The sequence below is a fragment of the Neobacillus sp. PS2-9 genome, from assembly GCF_030915525.1.
Classification (GTDB): domain Bacteria; phylum Bacillota; class Bacilli; order Bacillales; family Cytobacillaceae; genus Neobacillus.
Genome location: NZ_CP133269.1, coordinates 4,013,925 through 4,032,217, shown reverse-complemented (window position 1 = coordinate 4,032,217; position 18,293 = coordinate 4,013,925). Strand labels below are relative to the sequence as shown.

The 18,293-nt window shown below is 38.7% G+C and carries 15 protein-coding genes; 12 read left to right on the top strand and 3 right to left on the bottom strand.

Features of this window, described 5'->3' with window-relative positions; genetic code table 11:
• The first annotated feature begins 221 nt into the window (after positions 1-221).
• From RCG25_RS20230 to RCG25_RS20220, 3 genes are all read left to right on the top strand, one after another.
• Positions 222-962 (top strand): ABC transporter ATP-binding protein, encoded by a 741-nt coding sequence (locus RCG25_RS20230; RefSeq protein ID WP_308084231.1) that lies wholly within the window; start codon positions 222-224, stop codon positions 960-962.
• Positions 955-2,166: an ABC transporter permease gene (locus tag RCG25_RS20225; protein WP_308080624.1), complete on the top strand. Its 1,212-nt coding sequence runs from the start codon at positions 955-957 to the stop codon at positions 2,164-2,166. Before RCG25_RS20230 ends, RCG25_RS20225 begins: the two co-directional genes overlap by 8 nt.
• A gap of 98 nt (positions 2,167-2,264) precedes the next feature.
• On the top strand, positions 2,265-2,984 hold the full coding sequence (locus tag RCG25_RS20220; protein ID WP_308080623.1) for an EcsC family protein: 720 nt from the start codon (positions 2,265-2,267) through the stop codon (positions 2,982-2,984).
• Positions 2,985-3,006: 22 nt separating this feature from the next.
• Here RCG25_RS20220 and RCG25_RS20215 read toward each other — a convergent pair whose 3' ends face one another.
• Positions 3,007-4,179: a M20 family metallopeptidase gene (locus RCG25_RS20215; protein ID WP_308080622.1), complete on the bottom strand. Its 1,173-nt coding sequence runs from the start codon at positions 4,177-4,179 to the stop codon at positions 3,007-3,009.
• 330 nt (positions 4,180-4,509) lie between these two features.
• On the opposite strand from RCG25_RS20215, the gene RCG25_RS20210 reads away from it, so the two are divergent.
• Positions 4,510-5,148 carry a phosphatase PAP2 family protein gene (locus tag RCG25_RS20210; RefSeq protein ID WP_308080621.1) on the top strand — a complete coding sequence of 213 codons (639 nt, stop codon included), beginning with the start codon at positions 4,510-4,512 and terminating at the stop codon, positions 5,146-5,148.
• A 220-nt stretch (positions 5,149-5,368) separates the two neighbouring features.
• Here RCG25_RS20210 and RCG25_RS20205 read toward each other — a convergent pair whose 3' ends face one another.
• Positions 5,369-6,766 carry a hypothetical protein gene (locus RCG25_RS20205; protein WP_308080620.1) on the bottom strand — a complete coding sequence of 466 codons (1,398 nt, stop codon included), beginning with the start codon at positions 6,764-6,766 and terminating at the stop codon, positions 5,369-5,371.
• 284 nt (positions 6,767-7,050) lie between these two features.
• Here RCG25_RS20205 and RCG25_RS20200 point away from each other — a divergent pair, with 284 nt between their 5' ends.
• Positions 7,051-7,317, top strand: a complete 267-nt coding sequence (locus RCG25_RS20200; RefSeq protein ID WP_308080619.1) for a hypothetical protein — start codon at positions 7,051-7,053, stop codon at positions 7,315-7,317.
• 491 nt (positions 7,318-7,808) lie between these two features.
• Here RCG25_RS20200 and RCG25_RS20195 read toward each other — a convergent pair whose 3' ends face one another.
• Positions 7,809-8,300, bottom strand: coding sequence for an antibiotic biosynthesis monooxygenase family protein (locus RCG25_RS20195; protein ID WP_308080618.1), 492 nt, complete (start codon positions 8,298-8,300; stop codon positions 7,809-7,811).
• Positions 8,301-8,566: 266 nt separating this feature from the next.
• On the opposite strand from RCG25_RS20195, the gene hemE reads away from it, so the two are divergent.
• The 7 genes from hemE (at position 8,567) to RCG25_RS20160 (ending at position 18,288) form a co-directional block, all read left to right on the top strand.
• Positions 8,567-9,613 carry a uroporphyrinogen decarboxylase gene (hemE, locus tag RCG25_RS20190; protein WP_308080617.1) on the top strand — a complete coding sequence of 349 codons (1,047 nt, stop codon included), beginning with the start codon at positions 8,567-8,569 and terminating at the stop codon, positions 9,611-9,613.
• Between the two features lie 178 nt (positions 9,614-9,791).
• Positions 9,792-10,724, top strand: a complete 933-nt coding sequence (gene hemH / locus RCG25_RS20185; protein WP_308080615.1) for a ferrochelatase — start codon at positions 9,792-9,794, stop codon at positions 10,722-10,724.
• 37 nt (positions 10,725-10,761) lie between these two features.
• Complete coding sequence (gene hemY / locus RCG25_RS20180) at positions 10,762-12,204, top strand: protoporphyrinogen oxidase (RefSeq protein WP_308080614.1); 1,443 nt, start codon at positions 10,762-10,764, stop codon at positions 12,202-12,204.
• A gap of 237 nt (positions 12,205-12,441) precedes the next feature.
• Positions 12,442-14,715 carry a YhgE/Pip domain-containing protein gene (locus RCG25_RS20175; RefSeq protein WP_308080613.1) on the top strand — a complete coding sequence of 758 codons (2,274 nt, stop codon included), beginning with the start codon at positions 12,442-12,444 and terminating at the stop codon, positions 14,713-14,715.
• Between the two features lie 103 nt (positions 14,716-14,818).
• Positions 14,819-15,553, top strand: a complete 735-nt coding sequence (locus tag RCG25_RS20170) for an MBL fold metallo-hydrolase (RefSeq protein WP_308080612.1) — start codon at positions 14,819-14,821, stop codon at positions 15,551-15,553.
• A gap of 16 nt (positions 15,554-15,569) precedes the next feature.
• Positions 15,570-16,559 carry a lipoate--protein ligase gene (locus RCG25_RS20165; protein WP_308080611.1) on the top strand — a complete coding sequence of 330 codons (990 nt, stop codon included), beginning with the start codon at positions 15,570-15,572 and terminating at the stop codon, positions 16,557-16,559.
• A 166-nt stretch (positions 16,560-16,725) separates the two neighbouring features.
• Positions 16,726-18,288: a fatty acid--CoA ligase family protein gene (locus tag RCG25_RS20160; RefSeq protein ID WP_308080610.1), complete on the top strand. Its 1,563-nt coding sequence runs from the start codon at positions 16,726-16,728 to the stop codon at positions 18,286-18,288.
• Positions 18,289-18,293 lie beyond the last annotated feature (5 nt).

Below are 18,293 nucleotides of genomic sequence, written 5' to 3'. Positions count from 1 at the left end.
TGGAAGCTCTACTTGTTTGAAAGGAAATTGTCTTTAACAGACACCTCATTTCAATTTTTGATGAATCTCTTCATCGAAGTAAGTTGTTTCCCCTTCGAATATTATGATGTCCGATTGCAAAAGAAATATACAAAAAAATATCAAAAAATTGTATTCCTGTTTTTATCTAGCTGGATTTGATAAAATGAAAAGCATAATCTGCTACGGAGGGACGTATGCAAATGTCACTATTATCAATTGAGAATCTTGTTGGAGGATATACAAGAAACCCAGTACTAAAAGATATATCCTTTGATGTAAAAGAAAAAGAACTGGTTGGACTGATTGGACTTAATGGAGCAGGTAAAAGTACGACCATTAAACATATTATCGGGTTAATGGAACCACATAAGGGAACGGTGAAAATTAACGACCAGTCGTTTACGGAAAATAAAGAAGCCTACCGACGTCAATTTACCTTTGTTCCGGAAACGCCTGTATTATATGAGGAACTCACCCTGGAAGAGCATTTGAAATTAACGGCTATGGCTTATGGGTTGAAGGAAGCGGACTTTAAACAGAGAGTGGGCCCATTATTATCGGAGTTCCGGATGGAGAAGCGGTTAAATTGGTTTCCTGCGCATTTTTCAAAAGGGATGAAACAAAAGGTTATGATCATGTGCGCCTTTTTAGTTCAACCTTCCCTTTATATTGTAGATGAGCCTTTTGTTGGTTTGGATCCGCTAGGAATTCAGTCATTGCTTGATTTAATGAAGAAGATGAAAGAGAACGGTGCAGGTATTTTGATGTCCACACATATACTTGCGACCGCGGAGAAATATTGTGACCGCTTTGTCATTTTACATGAGGGGAAAATACGAGCCAAAGGAACGCTTGAAGAGCTAAGAGAGCAATTTTCTATGCCTACTGCTTCTTTGGATGATCTATATATTCAATTGACGAAGGAAGAAAAATATGTTTGATGATAAAAAACTGTGGAAGGACCGTGCTGGAGGTCGTGTAAGGGATTTAGGAAGATACCTGCGTTATATATTCAATGGGCATCTGGTCATTGTTTTGTTATTCCTAATTGGAACAGGTGCATTTTACTATCAACAATGGGTGGAGAAGCTTTCTTCCAATTTTCCAGCGGAAATTATTATTGCTGTTGTTATAGGTTTATTCTTAACGTACAGTCCGGTTTATAATTTTCTGCTAGAAGCGGATAAAGTGTATATCCTACCACTCGAGGATAAGCTAAAAGGGTATTTTTTTCGGTCTGGTATAGCGAGTTTTGTATTTCAAGGGTATATACTTCTTATGGTACTTGCGGTACTTATGCCAATGTATGCCCATGTAAACAGCAGCGGTTTTCAATTGTTTTTACCTTATTTAGTTGTCCTATTAGCATTAAAGGGATGGAATTTAGCCACTAGTTGGCGAATTTATTATTTTGTTCAGAATTCTGTACATAGATGGGATATGGTTGTCAGATATTTTATCAATGCCGTATGTACCTTTCTGTTATTCAAACAAGCAAATGTATTTATTTTGCTTATTCTTGTTGTAGTGATGGCCTTTTATTATCGTTTCTTTTATGTTCGAACAAAGAAGATGGGGCTTAAATGGGATTTGTTAATCGATCAGGAAGAAAAGAGAATGGCTTCGTTTTACCGATTGGCAAATATGTTTACAGATGTTCCGAATCTAAAGGATACAGTTAAAAGAAGAAAGTGGCTTGATTGGCTCATTAGCAACATTCCTTTTTCTCAGGATAAAACCTATTTGTATTTGTATTCTCGTGCGTTTCTACGTTCTTCTGATTACTTAGGTCTGTTTATCAGGTTAACAGTCATTGGCACGTTGGCCATTTATTTCATTTCGTTTGGATTAGGACAACTCTTATTGAGCATTTTATTTTTGTATTTAACAGGTTTTCAGCTGCTTCCATTATGGAACCATCATCAAAACAAGCTCTGGGTTGACTTATATCCTGTTGCACAAAAATGTAAAATTTCCTCGTTTCATTTTTTATTGATGATCATCTTATCTACAGAAGCGGTTATTTTTGCTTTGTTTATTGCTCTTAAAGGCGAAATCATGAATAGTCTGTTTGCCTTAATTTTAGGGTTTGTATTTAATTACTTATTTGTTTATATTTACAGTAAAAAACGTATAAAGGCTTAAATTAAAATCCCCTTTGCTGATGAAGGGGATTTTTTTGAAACCATTGGCTGGGTTTTATCGTAGGTAAGCATAAAATGTTTATGGAAGGAGTGAGGCTAATGAATGAATATGAATTAAAAGTTTATGATGAAGTCGAAGAATGGAAACGGAAATTATCCAGACGTTCTGGGATGATGAATCGAATTTCTAAGAAAGCTCAAGTGAAAATTAATGAATGGATTCCAGATAAGGTCCATGAGGTCATGACTGAAAGTATTAAAGGGATGGTAAAAGCAACTTTATTTGGCTCAAAACTTACAACAAAAAAAGATCAAGCAAAGGGCTTAACCCTTTCTGAGAGAGATGAAATGGTGCGAAAAAAAATAGCCACATACCAAAAAACTGCCATTGTTGAGGGTGCCGGAACCGGTGCTGGAGGGATATTACTCGGACTTGCTGATTTTCCACTTCTCCTTACGATTAAGATGAAATTTCTTTTTGAAGCGGCTGAAGTTTATGGATTTAATACAAATCAATATGAGGAAAGACTTTTCATATTGCATATTTTTCAATTGGCCTTTTCAAGTGATGATATTCGAAGAAGCACGCTTTATGAGATTGAGAACTGGGAAGAAAGGAAACAAGTGTTAGTTGAAATGGATTGGCGGAAATTTCAACAGGAGTATCGTGATTATATTGACCTTGCCAAGATGCTGCAGCTGGTACCAGGGATTGGTGCTTTTGTAGGAGCCTATGCGAATAATAATTTACTGAAACACCTTGGAGAAACAGCAATGAACGCCTATCGGTTGAGATTATTACAAAAAGCCCCTGAATGATGAGAAATTCAGGGGCTTTTTCTTACTCATGAACTTTCAGTGCTGCAGTACCAAGGGTTTTGGCTGCAATCAACATGGCGTTTTCATCAATGTCAAATTTAGGATGGTGGTGTGGAAAGGTTGTATTTTCACCCATTGGCTTAGCCCCTGTGTAGAAGAATGTGCCAGGTACTTTTTGTAAGTAATAGGCGAAATCTTCGCCGCCCATTTGTGGCTCGGTTTCTTCAATTGTTTTTACCTCAGGTACTTCTTTGGCGCATGAAATGAGAAACTCTGTTTCATTAGCATGATTTACTACAGCGGGATAGCCTCTTACAAAGGTATACTTATACGTGCAGTCAGATGTATAGCACGTGCCATGGATGATTCGCTCCATTTCTTTTTCGATAAATCCTCTTATTTCTTCATTAAAAGTACGTACAGTACCAACTAGTTTTGCCTTATCTGCAATAACATTAAATGCATTTTGGGCTGTAAATGAGGCAACCGTCACTACCGCCGCTTCTACAGGGTTTACCTTTCGGCTGACAATTTGTTGTAAATTGAGAACTAGCTGGGATGCCGTGACAATAGCGTCTTTTGTTTTATGGGGCTGTGCGCCATGGCCGCCTTGACCTTGGATTTCAATTTCAAAACGATCTGCAGCTGCCATTATGGGTCCCGTTCTGTATTGGATTGTACCTGTGGGTTCGCTTGCCCATAAATGAGTACCAAATATGACATCAACACCGTCTAAACAACCATCTTCAATCATGGAAGCTGCTCCACCAGGTGCATATTCCTCGGCATGTTGATGGATAAAAACATAGGTTCCTTTAAGTTCTTCTTTACATTCGTTTAATGCTTTCGCAAGGACAAGAAGAGTAGCTGTATGTCCATCATGGCCGCAGGCATGCATGATCCCTGGTACTAATGACTTGTAGGGTACATCCTTTTCATCTTGAATGGGAAGTGCGTCAAAGTCTGCCCGTAGTGCAACTGTTTTTCCTGGCAGTTTCCCATGAATTATCGCAACGACTCCATTTCCACCAACATTACCCTTAACTTCAATATCTAACTTTTTATAATAAGAATAAATGAACTTGGCTGTTTCATATTCCTGAAATGATAACTCAGGATGCTGGTGCATGTATCGACGGATGGAGACCATCTCATCGTAGTATCCTTCTAATTTTGCAAAAAGCTGGTTTAACATAGGTAATCCCCCCATTTTATTAGTTGAAAAAGAATGTATTTTCAAACTATTTTAACACTTTTTCACTATTATATAGATTTTTAAGTTTATTTTCTTTATACTTTTAAAGGATTTTAAAAAGAAGGCTCTGTTTAAATTGTCTGTTGATTTCCGCTCCAGGCGCGAGCGGTTCGTGGGCGTTTCGGCGAGCCTCCTCGGCGCTTGCGCCTGCGGGGTCTCCCCTGAACCGTACTCCCACAGGAGTCTTCGCGCCTTCCGCTCCAATCAACAGGGTTTAAAATCTATAATGTTCTTTAACACAACCAAAAAGAAAGTGAAAGGAATTGGGGAATGGAAGCAAAAAGCAAAGTAAATTACTCTTTTATTTTTATGGGTATGGTCATTATATTCGCACTATTTACAACCATTAAAGTGGCCACACACAGTATTTTCTGGATGGATGATAAAATTGCAGGATTATTTTCACATGTACCAAATTCTGTCATTCCATTTTTTATTCAACTAACCGAAATGGGGGATAAAAAGGGAATTGGGGTTGTCGCCATATTAATGTTAATTTGGTTATTGGTTAAAAAAAGAAATTATCTCGGGGCGGCTGTTTTTGCTTTATCTATAGCATTGGGTAATGAAATTAGTAAGCTCCTCAAGGATTACTTTGCTCGACCAAGGCCTGATCTTGAACATCTTGTTGATGTGAAAAGCTATAGCTTCCCAAGTGGGCATGCCATGGTTGGGATGACTGTGTATTTTTTAATTGCTTACTTATTGATTGAGTCAGCTGTTTCAAAAAAGGCAAAGATCATTATTGGAGCATGTGCTGCTATTTTACTGCTCTTAATTGGAGCAAGCCGGATTATCCTACACGTACATTATCCATCAGATGTTCTTGGGGGCTATGCATTAGGATATATATGGGTATCCCTTTCGATCGTTCTCTATAATTATCTTAAAAAGAAGAAGATTAATTAGGAAAAGAGGCTGAATTCAGCCTCTCTTCTGATTTTATATTCCATATTAAAATTGTCTGTTGATTTCCGTTCCAGGCGCTTCGCTTTCCGCGGGGCGTTCCGGGAGCCTCCTCGTCGCTCACTCCTGCGGGGTCTCCCGTGACCGCTACTCCCGCAGGAGTCTTCGCGCCTTCCACTCCAATCAACAGGTGTGTAACATCAACATAATGCTTTAACATAGCCTATATTAAAAACATAGCCGCTATGGTTGTTACGACTAGCCCGATAATTACTGGGACTAGGTTCCGTCTTGCTAGTTCAAAAGGGTCCACCTTACATATTGCAGCAGCTGGAATTAACGCCCATGGTACGAGAACTCCACCACCGACCCAAATAGCTGATATTTGTCCTAGAGCAGTAAGGGTAGCAGCGCCTTTTCCAATTGCTGTTGCGAAAAGGGCAGCAATAGAACCAGCAAGGGAGATTCCTGAAAAACCTGAACCATCCAATCCTGTGATTGCCCCCACAGTCGTTAATGTGACGGCACCAACTGCTTTGCTTAAAGGAACAATGCTAGCAAGTGCTACACCTAAGTCATTAACGATACCATGAGATGCTTTTGGTAAATATTCTCCAATGATTTTTGTGAATCCACTGTCACCTAAATAGAAGAAGGCAGCAATAGGAATAACTGGACCAAAGACCTTAAATCCAAATTGGAACCCTTCAATCAAATACTGGGTGGTTTGCTCTAGGCCTTTATTTTTATGACTGGTTAAGGTAATTAATAGAAGAATAAGAATAGAGGTTCCACCGATTAAGGCTGTAGCATCACCGCCGGTCAAATCTAGAATCGTCATGGCAGCGACGTCTGCAGCAAATAACAATGGTACCAAAATGGCAAAGAAACGTTTTTGTCCTAAAGATAAGAGGGTGTTATGCTGAGGGGATTCATCTGATGAATCCGATAAGACAGATGAATTGACTTGAAGAACCCCACGTTTCATATCTCTTCTTAAAAAATAGAAAGCGGTAACGGTTGTAACCAGCCCCATTATAAATACTAAGGGAATGCTGGCATTAATGACGTCCTGTATCGGAAGTCCAGCAGCATCTGCCGTTAGCTTTGGAGCAGCTTGAATGACAAAGTCCCCAGATAATGCAATCCCGTGACCAAATAGATTCATTGCCATGGCGACGCCTAGTGCCGGCAAACCTGCTCTAATTGCTACTGGTAAAAGTACCGCACCTAGAAGGGCAACTGCAGGAGAAGGCCAAAAGAACCAGGAAATCACCATCATTAAAATACCAATCGTCCAATAGGCAAGGGTAGGGTTACGAATTAATTTTGTAAAGGGTGAGATCATGACATCATTAATGCCAGTGGCAGTTAATGTATGGCTCATGGCAACAATAATAGAAATGACGAGTATCGTAGACAATAATTCAGTTATGGCATAACTAAAACTGTTGAATATACTACTCACTGAATGACTTAAACTGCCTGTGGCAACTAAGGCAATTAAGAATATCCCCGCAATACAAATGATGGTCGTGTCCCTTCTCATTATCATAAATCCAATAATAAGAACAATAAAAGTCACATATATCCAATGAAGAGCCGTAAGTTCGACGATCATTTAAACTCCCTCCTTTCTTATATCCAACAGGGCTATAGCCCTGTTGGATGTAATACAGAATATGAAAATAGCCAAAAGTGGTGAAAGAGAAGGGAAAATATTATTATATTTAAGGCTTGAATCTAGGGGATGGGTTGCCCTTTTTGTAGATTTTTCTAGTGTGGAGGCTCATTAGGAGAGGGTTAGCCGGGAATTTTGAATTAATTGGCTTATTCAGACATGTCGGGTAAGAATAGGCAAGGTCGTGTCCGAATGCCTAGCTCATTCGGACAGGGGGAGAAGGAGTGGGCGTAATCGTTTCTGAATACCTGGTTCATTCGGACAGGGCGAGGAAAAAAAGACGTGATGGTGTCCGAATACCAGTTCATTCGGACAGGGAGAGAAGGAAAAGGAGTGATGGTGTCCGAATACCAGGTTCATTCGGACAGGGGAGAAGGAAAAGGAGTGATGGTGTCCGAATGCCTGCTCCATTTGGACAGGGCTGGGAGGAAAAGAGTGATGATGTCCGAATGCCTGGTTCATTCGGACAGGGAGAGGAGGAAAAGGAGTGATGGTGTCCGAATGCCTGCCCCATTTGGACAGGGCGGGAGGAAAAATAGTGATGATGTCCGAATGCCTGGTTCATTCGGACAGGGAGAGGAGGAAAAGGAGTGATGGTGTCCGAATGCCTGCCCCATTCGGACAGGACGAGGAGGAAAAGGAGTGATGGTGTCCGAATGCCTGCCTCATTTGGACAGGGAGAGGAGGAAAAGGAGTGATGGTGTCCGAATACCTGCCCCATTCGGACAGGTCGAGCAAGAAGAGAAGTAATGGTGTCCAAATACCTGGCTCATTCGGACAGGTGAAGGAGGAAAAACCGTGAAGGCGCCAAAATATCTAGCTCATTCGATCAGGATGCTAAGCTCTCTAAAACACAAAAAGAGAATAGCCCTGAAAAATTCCAGGCTACTCTCTAAGTGAAACATATTGCTTTTTTAATTTGTGCTGAGATTCTACACTTAATTTAATTTCCACTGTAAATTAAGTCTAACTACATCTAAATTCATTCCGTAATCATATATTTGCTAACATAAGGGGCGCTCGAAAAAATCTTTGCCTGAGAATCCATTCCTGTCAGTTTACTAACATCAAAAAAAGTCTGAGAAGATTTCCATGCTTGGTAGGAGGCTTCATCTTTCCATACAGTCATGATTACATACTGACTAGATGTTAGGGGACGAAGTACTCGTAAAGCTAAGAATCCTTGTTGACTTTTAACAGCGTTCATTTGATTTTTTACTTGATGCTCAAATACTGACTTTCCTTCATCTGTGACTGGTACGTTGTTTAAAACAACAAAACCTTCTTTTTTCATCTCGCCAATAGAAAGTAACTCTTCAAATTTTCGAGGCTCATTAAAAACAGTTTCGCCAGCCGTCTCATGAAATAATAAGGCATTGTTTTCGTTGATCATTGTTACCATTAAATCATTAGGGTATTTTCCTTCAATCTTTTTTAAAAAATCCAATGTTCCTAAGGTAATATAGGCATTCATATGTTTTCTCCTCCTTATGTATCCATTTATTAGTGTATACCCAGCTTAAGTCAGTATTCTCCTTTAAATTTTAACAATTCTAGGAACCTAAAAACGACTTTTTTTTGACAGTTATTAGTGTTATCTATACACAAATAGGATTAATAGATATAGTGAAGACAGTCTAAATATAACAATCATTTCAAAGATGATAAGAAAGTTTTTAAATTTAAGCCAACTATATTAAAATGGAAAACAGACATGTGTTTGAAAGGTGGATAATAAAAATGACAAGACCGATTAATGAAACATTCTTAAAAGCAGCTAGAGGTGAGAAAACAGACTACGTACCTGTATGGTATATGCGTCAAGCAGGACGTTCACAACCTGAGTACAGAGAGATTAAAGAAAAATATTCTTTATTTGAAATCACACACCAGCCTGAACTTTGTGCGTATGTCACACGGTTACCGGTTGAGCAATATAACGTAGATGCAGCCATTCTATATAAAGATATAATGACTCCACTGCCAGCAATCGGGATGGAAGTAGAAATCAAGGGTGGCATTGGCCCGGTAATTGATAATCCGATCCGCTCACTATCTGATGTTGAAAAATTGGGTGAAATCAATCCAGAAGATGACGTTCCTTATGTACTTGATACCATTAAATTATTAACACAGGAGCAGTTGTCTGTCCCGTTAATTGGTTTTTCAGGAGCACCATTTACCTTAGCAAGCTACATGATTGAAGGGGGACCATCCAAAAACTACAACAAAACCAAAGCATTCATGTACACAGAGCCTAAGGCATGGTTTGCCCTAATGGATAAGCTGGGCGATATGATCATTACATATGTAAAATCACAAATAAAGGCAGGAGCAAAAGCCATCCAAATTTTCGATTCTTGGGTTGGAGCCTTAAATGTCGAGGATTACCGTTATTTCATCAAGCCTGTCATGAACCGTATCTTTTCGTCATTGAAAGAAGAAAATGTTCCGTTAATTATGTTTGGGGTTGGTGCTAGCCATCTTGCATTAGAATGGAATGAACTACCGTTGGATGTAGTAGGGTTAGATTGGAGATTGCCTATTAGCCAGGCAAGGGAACTTGGAATTCATAAAACCGTTCAAGGAAACCTGGATCCTGCAATTTTGTTAGCTCCTTGGGAAGTTATTGAGGAAAAAGCAAAAGCTATTCTAGACCAAGGTATGGCACAGGATGGGTATATTTTTAATTTAGGACATGGTGTTTTCCCATCCGTAAATCCAGAAACATTAAAGAGACTAGCTTCATTTATTCATGAATATTCAGCATCCAAATTAAGTCGTTAATACTCATTTTGAGTGTTAAAATTGGTAAGACGTCCAATTTTTTGGCACAATAGTATGAGTTGCTATTTTACTGGGCCATTAATATGACAAGGTAAATTTTCATAGCCCAATGATTATTACTGGCCTATTCCATAAATAAGTGGATCTTGAGAAACAGACTTAAAGATGAGGTGTGAATATGGCGAAAAAGAAAATGGGTCTGCTAGTAATGGCATACGGTACCCCTTATACATTAGATGACTTAGAAGGATATTATACGCATATCCGTCATGGACGGAAGCCATCGCCTGAAATGATTGAAGATCTTAGAAATCGGTATGAAGCTATTGGAGGAATTTCTCCACTCGCTAAAATAACGCAAGACCAGGCAGAGAAGTTGGAGGAACATTTAAATACCATTCAGGATGACATTGAATTTAAAATGTATCTTGGATTAAAGCATATTAAGCCTTTCATCGAAGATGCAGTGAAACAAATGCACGAAGATGGTATTAAAGAGGCAGTTAGTATAGTGCTTGCTCCTCATTTTTCAACGTTTAGTGTAAAATCCTATAATGGACGAGCAGTAGAGGAAGCAGAGAAATTAGGCGGACTTAAAATAACTAGTATTGAAAGCTGGTACAAAGAACCAAAATTTATTGGGTATTGGGCTAACAAAGTAAAACAAGTTTTTGAACAAATGCCTCAAGAGGAAAAAGAGCATGCGGTACTAATTGTTTCGGCGCATAGTCTTCCAGAGAAAATCTTACAATTAGGTGATCCTTACCCTCAGCAGTTAATGGAAACGGCTGATTTACTGGCAGAACAAGCAGGAATTGATAATTATACTATTGGATGGCAAAGTGCAGGAAATACTCCAGAGCCATGGATTGGTCCGGATGTACAAGATTTAACAAGAGAATTGTACCAGCAGCATCACTATAAAGCATTTGTCTTTGCGCCTGTTGGATTTGTATGTGATCATCTGGAAGTTCTTTTTGATAATGATATCGAATGTAAAGCAGTGACGGATGAATTGGGTGTTAGCTATTATCGTCCTGAAATGCCAAACGCAAAGGAAGAATTTATTGATTGCCTTTCTACCGTGATCCTAAAAAGAATATCTCATTAAATACTAATAGGGAATTAAAGGGAAGAAGGTGACGTCCGTGGCGGAAGAAAAACAGAAGGTTGTTATTATTGGAGGAGGAATAGCAGGTTTAACAGCTGCATTCTATCTTCAAAAACAGATTCATGAACACAACCTTCCTATTGAAATTAAACTTATAGAAGCTTCCCACCGTCTCGGAGGCAAAATGCAAACCGTTATAAGAGACGGTTTTACAATTGAGAGAGGCCCTGATTCATTTTTAGCAAGGAAGACAAGCATGATTCGACTTGCTAAAGAAGTAGGGATGGACGATCAATTAGTTCATAATTCCACGGGTAAATCATATGTTCTAGTGAATGAGAAGCTACACTCAATGCCCGGTGGTTCGATCATGGGAATTCCAACACAAATAGGCCCCTTTTTAACAACAGGCTTATTTTCGATTCCTGGTAAATTAAGAGCTGCGGCCGATTTTATTTTACCTCGTTCTGAAAGTGGGAAAGACCAATCTTTAGGAGAATTTTTTAGACGAAGATTAGGTGATGAAGTGGTTGAAAATTTAATTGAACCATTGTTATCAGGCATTTATGCAGGTGATATCGATCAATTAAGTTTAATGTCTACTTTCCCACAATTTTATGAGGTGGAACAAAAATACCGAAGCCTGATCGTTGGCATGAAAAAAGCGACTCCTTCTCAACCGAAAAAGACCGAAAGTAACCAGAGTACTAAAGGAGCTTTTTTAACTTTCAAATCGGGGCTCCAATCTTTTGCGGAAGCCATTGAAAGTAAAATAGACCCGGATTCTATTTTAAAAGGTCATCGAGTTGAAAAGATTACAAAGTCCAATCAAAAGTATGAGATATATCTTAATAATGGGGAAACCATTCAGGCAGATAGTATTATTGCTGCCACTCCTCATCAAATAACACAAGGAATGTTTTCAGATTATCGCTTTTTTGACCCATTTAAATCGGTCCCATCTACATCTGTTGCCACCGTTGCATTGGCATTTCCAATGGAAGCAATCAAGCAGGATATTGACGGAACCGGATTTGTTGTCTCAAGAAATGGTGATTATTCGATTACTGCTTGTACGTGGACTCATAAAAAGTGGGCCCATTCGACTCCAAAGGGTAAAGTTCTCCTTCGCTGCTATGTGGGAAGAGCCGGTGACGAAACCATTGTCGATCTATCAGATGACCAAATTATTAAAATTGTTTTGGATGATTTAAAGAAAACAATGGATATTACATTGAACCCTGATTTCGCAATTGTATCACGTTGGAAGAATTCAATGCCGCAATATACGGTGGGGCATAAACAACGGCTTGCTACCATTCTAGACCATGTTAAAGAGGAGCTGCCTGGTGTTTTCCTAGCAGGTGCTTCATATGGAGGAGTAGGTGTTCCAGATTGCATTGACCAGGGTGAGGCGGCTGTACAGAATGTTTTAGAATACTTTAATAAGAAAACACCCTTAAAAGAAGCTGTTCAATAACAACAGCTTCTTTTTCTATATCTTCTATAGCGAAGGAAGAACTTTCATTTTTTACTTGCAAATCATTAATAATGGATGTATACTTCTAAAGTATTAAATGACCGAAATGTTCATTTGGTCACTGATGAAATTTCAAAAATACCTTTTTAAAAGGATTGTCTAAATAGATAGTCCTTATTTTAGAAATTGAAATGACCAAATGAACAAAACAGTCAGTATAAAAAGGAGGCATCAGGGTTGAAAAACATCTTGTTAAAGGAAGAACTGTTATCTATCTTTAAAAATAGAAAAATTCTCATTCCCATAATAGCTGTCATGTTTGTCCCAGTTTTGTATGCCGGTATGTTTTTATGGGCTTTTTGGGACCCATATGACAAGCTGGATGAGCTACCGGTTGCAGTAGTCAATAATGATGAAGGTACAGTACTGGATGGGGAACACCTGCAGCTTGGGGATGACTTAGCGTCCAAACTAAAGAAGAGCAAACAATTTGATTTTCAATCGGTTGATAAAAAGGAAGCCTATAAAGAGCTAGAGGACCAAAAGTATTACATGGTCATTGAGATTCCTAAAAATTTCTCTGAAAATGCAACCACCTTATTAGATAAGCAACCAAAAAAGTTGGAACTGATTTATACCCCAAATGAAAGCTATAATTTCCTTTCAGCACAGATTGGTGGAACAGCTGCTGAAAGAATAAAAACGGCTGTGTCAGAACAGGTAACTGAAACGTATGCAGAAACCATGTTTGGTAAAATCAGTGAACTTGCCGATGGGGTAGAAAAAGCCAGTGATGGTGCTGGTCAATTAAGTGACGGGTCCAGTGACTTAAATAAAGGATCTAAAAAATTAAATGATGGACTTAATACACTAGCAGAAAAATCAATAGAATTTAATAATGGGATGAAAGCGGCAAATGATGGTACTAACAAGCTTGCGGCGGGTTCATCCGATTTATATACTGGGATTGATACATTATCTAAAAAATCTATTGAGTTTGACCAGGGTGTAAAACACGCAGCTACTGGGTCACAAAAATTAACTGCTGGTACTAAGGAATTAGAGAATGGGTTGGCAAAAGCTGACTCTAATATCCCACTCCTAATTAATGGAACAGAGGAAGTAAAATCTGGTGCCGAGCAACTAAAGAGTGAGCTTCCAGCTGGAATTGCGGACGCATTGGAAAAACAATTATCTAGTAGTGCTGGTGATCTTGCATCGCAGATTGCTGAACAAACAATCGCAGCACAAACGAGCAAAATGAAGGAGTTAGCCCAAGTATTAATAGCTAACGGTGTTTCACCACAACTTGTAAATGCAATTATGGTTGAAGAGCAAAAAAATGCTCCAACAAAAGATCAACTTCAACAACAAATTTTGTCTGAACTTAGTCCTAAATTAGCAGTTGCAACCAAAGGTTTAGATGAAAAAATAAAAGCTCAAACGGATCCATATTTTAATCAATTAATTGGTGGTATTGGCATTATTAATGAAAACCAGAAATTATTACAGCAAGGTATTCATCAGCTATATAATGGTTCAGTACAATTATCTGATGGAACTAGCGAACTTTCAAACGGTATGAGTCAATTATCTGCTGGTGCTGATAAGCTAACAAATGGAACAGGTCAATTGGCTGCAGGGTCAGGTGAGTTGAAGCAGGGAGCTTATGATTTATATAAAGGTATGAATCAATTATCTGCTGGTTCAACAGCCCTTAGCTCGGGTGCAGGACAGTTAGCAGATGGTTCAAACCAATTAAAAGATGGTTCAATAAAATTATCTGATGGTGCTAAAGAGCTAGCAGATAAGCTCGCTGACGGTGCTCAGGAGGCATCGAAAGTACATGCTGATGATAAGACCTATAACATGATGGCAAAACCTGTTAAATTAGATAAGGAAAGTGTGAATCATGTCCCTAATTATGGAACAGGATTTGCACCATACTTCCTTTCATTAGGTTTATTTGTCGGAGCATTATTATTATCAATTGTATTCCCACTTAGGGATACAGCTGTTACCCCAACTAGTGGCTTTAATTGGTTTGCCGGTAAGTTTGCCATTATGGCTGGTGTGGGAGTGATTCAGGCATTATTGGCAGATATGATCCTCCTTCTCGGATTAGGCCTTGATGTTCAAAGTGTACCGAAGTTTATTTTATTCTCTATTATTACAAGTTTAACTTTTATTGCATTAATTCAGCTGCTTGTTTCCGTATTTTCCGATGCAGGGCGTTTTATTGCAATCATTATTCTTATTTTTCAATTGACTACAAGTGCTGGAACCTTCCCGCTTGAGTTAATTCCTAACTTCTTACAGCATTTTAATGCTTTCCTACCAATGACTTATTCAGTTTCTGGTTTTAAGGCAGTGATTTCGAGTGGTGACTTTAGTTTTATGTGGGAAAATGTCATGATTCTAGTAAGTTTCTTACTTGCATTCGCGCTAGGAACCATTGCATATTTTACAATCCGAGTTAGACACCAGTTTAAACATGCAATAAATGAATAACGATAAGAAGACCAGCCGAATAATTATGGCTGGTCTTCTTCATTAGGAAATTAGACTTTTTTTGAGTATATTAAAAATAGTACTCTAAACGGAGGGAATAATTATGAAGTTAACAACCATTGGTTTTTGGGGTGGATATCCTAAGAAAAATGGCGCAAGCGCAGGCTATCTACTTGAACATGAAGGCTTTCGACTATTAATAGATTGTGGAAGTGGAGTGCTTTCCAAGATGCAGAATGTGATTCAACCAGAAGAACTGGATGCCGTTATTATTTCACATTACCATCCTGATCATATTGCGGATATTGGTGTGTTGCAGCATGCAAGATTAATCCTAGGATTTTTAGGGAAGAATTGCCCAACCCTTCCGATATATGGTCACCATTATGATGACCATGAATTTACGAAATTAACCTACAAACAAATTACAAAAGGGATTGCTTATGATCCTGCAAGTACTATTGAAATCGGGCCGTTTACGGTATCGTTCTTAAAGACAGACCATCCTGTCCCATGCTATGCGATGAAATTTGAAGCAGCTGGAAAGTCGCTGGTATATACGGCAGACACTTCATTTAAAGAAGAATTTATTGAGTTTAGCAAAAATGCAGATGTCCTGTTATGTGAGTGTAATTTCTACGGCAATCAAAACGGTAAACCAGCCGGTCATATGAATAGTCTTGATGCGGGCAAGTTGGCTCAACAGGCATCCGTCAAGCAATTGGTCCTTACTCATTTACCCCAATATGGTACATTATCTGAGTTAATGGAGGAGGCATCCACACAATTTACTGGTATAATTAAGCTTGCAGAAGAATTCCAATCTATTTCATTATAAAAAGGGGAAGTATAGTATGTTATTTATCGATAATAAAGGCATTACAGATCCTCATATTAATTTAGCGATAGAAGAATATGCACTAAAAAATCTGGATATTGATGAGACCTATTTATTATTCTACATAAATGAACCAAGCATTATCATCGGCAAGAATCAAAACACAATTGAAGAAATAAACACAGAGTACGTAGAGAGTAAAGGGATCCATGTTGTTCGTAGGTTATCTGGTGGTGGCGCTGTGTACCATGACCTTGGTAATTTAAACTTTAGTTTTATCACAAAGGACGATGGTGAGAGTTTTCATAATTTCCGGAAATTCACTGAGCCAGTTGTGGCGGCATTAAAAAGCTTAGGAGTAAACGCGGAACTAAGTGGCCGAAATGATTTACTTGCGGAAGGAAGAAAGGTTTCTGGAAATGCTCAATTTTCAACCAGAGGTAGAATGTTCAGCCATGGTACTCTTTTATTCAACTCAGAAATGGATCATGTTGTCTCTGCTTTAAAGGTGAAAAAGGATAAGATTGAATCAAAGGGAATTAAATCTATTCGCAGCCGCGTGGCCAATATCTCTGAGTTTCTACCTGAGAAAATAAATATTCAAGAATTTGGTTCTCTCATCCTCAAGCATATATTTGAAGGAAAAGAGGATATTCCTGAATATGTACTGACGGAAGAGGATTGGGAAAAAATCCATCAACTTTCGAAGGAACGCTACCAAAATTGGGAATGGAACTATGGGAAGTCACCGAAGTTCAATCTGCAGCACTCACATCGGTTCCCCGTTGGGTCGATTGATGTACGTCTGGAGGTTAATAAAGGATTAATAGAGAATTGTAAAATTTATGGTGACTTTTTCGGTGTTGGGGATGTTAGTGACATCGAGACGAGGTTAATAGGTCTCCGCTATGAAAAAAGCGAATTAGAAAAGGCACTTGCAGACTTGGAGATTTCCCGTTATTTTGGAAACATCACCAAGGAGGAATTTGTTAATCTAATCTATTAATAGGGAAGCTGATTCAGGAAGGTGCCAGGCACCAACTGAATCAGCTTCTTTTTTTGTGAGATTTTAAGGTATTATACTTGAATACTTAAATTTCTAGCAATATAATATATTTAGAAAATTTTTATTATTAAGTGAATGAGTATTCATTCATATAGGGAGGGAAACTATGAATTTATCAACCAAGTTTCATGAAACAGCAAAAGCCTATGCTGATAAACCAGCGTACTATTTTATGGGACAATCGAGTACCTATGCTGAATTAGATGTTGCAATTATGAAATTTGCCTCAGGTCTCGAAAAATTAGGGATTAAACAAGGGGATCACATTGCACTATTATTAGGCAACTCACCACACTTTGTCATCAGTCTCTATGGGGCTTTACGGTTAGGGGTAACTGTTATCCCCGTAAATCCGATTTATACTGCAGATGAAATTGGCTACATTTTAAATAATGGTGATGTCAAAGCAGTCGTTGCCCTCGACCTTGCGATCCCATTGGCGGACAAAATGCACACTTTCTTACCAAAGATAGAGCATTATGTAATTTGTGAAACAAAGCCAAACAGTCTGGAATCATCTGAAATTGAAACTCTTTCTGTCTACCCTAAAATGAAATCGTTTACAGAAGTGGTAGGAATGGGAGATAGTGCTTTTCAAGGCCCTGATCTGCAAGACGACGATGTAGCAATTATTCTTTATACCTCTGGAACAACAGGTAAGCCTAAGGGAGCTATGTTAACCCATCAGAATTTGTTTAGCAATGCCAGTGATGTTGGAGATTATTTAAAAATGAATCAAGATGACAGAGTGGTAACTGTTCTCCCAATGTTTCATGTATTCTGTTTGACGGTTGCCCTAAATGCACCGTTATTAACGGGAGCAACCCTGTTGATTGCACCAAAATTTAGTCCAAAAGAAACCTTTCAGCTAATTAAAGACTATGAGGCTACTGTTTTTGCTGGTGTTCCGACAATGTACAACTTCCTATATCAATATCCAGAGGGAAATCCAGATGACTTACAATCTTTACGTTTATGTATTTCAGGTGGTGCCTCCCTTCCTGTTGCCTTGTTAAAGAATTTTGAACAGAAGTTCAATGTATTGATTTCTGAAGGGTATGGATTATCCGAAGCATCACCGGTCACGTGTTTTAACCCGCTCGATCGTCCGCGGAAGCCTGGTTCCATTGGATGCTCCATTCTCCACGTGGAAAACAAAATCGTGAATGAGCTTGGGGAGGATGTACCTGTTGGTGAGGCAGGCGAGTTAATCGTTCGAGGTCCCAATGTTATGAAGGGTTATTATAAAATGCCAGAAGAATCTGCGGCTGCTATTCGAAATGGTTGGCTTTATACAGGTGATATTGCAAAAATGGATGAAGACGGATACTTTTATATTGTTGACCGTAAAAAGGATCTAATTATTGTTGGCGGTTATAATGTCTATCCACGTGAAGTAGAAGAAGTAATCTATGACCATCCTGATGTCGTCGAAGTAGCTGTTTTGGGAACTCCTGATCCAAACCAGGGGGAGGCAGTGAGTGCGTATGTTGTCAGCAAAAATCCAGATTTGACAGCTGCTCAAGTACTGGCATATTGTAAAGAACACCTAGCAAAATATAAAGTTCCATCGTCGATTGAGTTTTTAGAAGAACTCCCGAAAAACACAACCGGGAAAATATTAAGACGAGCATTAAGAACGCAAGTTACACAATCGGTTGGAAAGTAAGTTAA